At 84.4% G+C, this 308-nt stretch carries 1 protein-coding gene; it reads left to right on the forward strand.

The features are described 5' to 3' along the window. A partial coding sequence (locus tag LO771_RS30225; protein ID WP_230748353.1) for an amidohydrolase family protein occupies positions 1-190 on the forward strand: 190 nt, incomplete at its 5' end. Between the last annotated feature and the right edge of the window lie 118 nt (positions 191-308).

A 308-nucleotide genomic window follows, 5' to 3' on the forward strand; every position in this document is an offset into this window, starting at 1 on the left:
GGACGAGGCCGTGCACGCCGCCACCGCGGGCGGCGCCCGCGCCCTGCGCCGCACCGACGTCGGCCGGATCGCCCCCGGCGCCCGCGCCGCCCTGGTGCTGCTGGACGCGCCCTCCCACGTCCACCTCGCCTACCGGCCCGGGGTGCCCCTGGTCTCCGCCGTCTGGCGCGGCGGCGTGCGGGAGCTCTGACCCGGTTCCGTCCGCCGGCCTCCGGCCCCCGCGCGCCGGAACGCGCCGCCGCCCCGGGACGGCGGCGCGCACCGGGGCGGCGGGGGTGCGTACTGGTGGCCGGCGACGCCGGGCGGCG

This window comes from Streptacidiphilus sp. ASG 303 (genome assembly GCF_020991365.1).
In the GTDB taxonomy this organism is placed as follows: Bacteria; Actinomycetota; Actinomycetes; order Streptomycetales; family Streptomycetaceae; genus Peterkaempfera.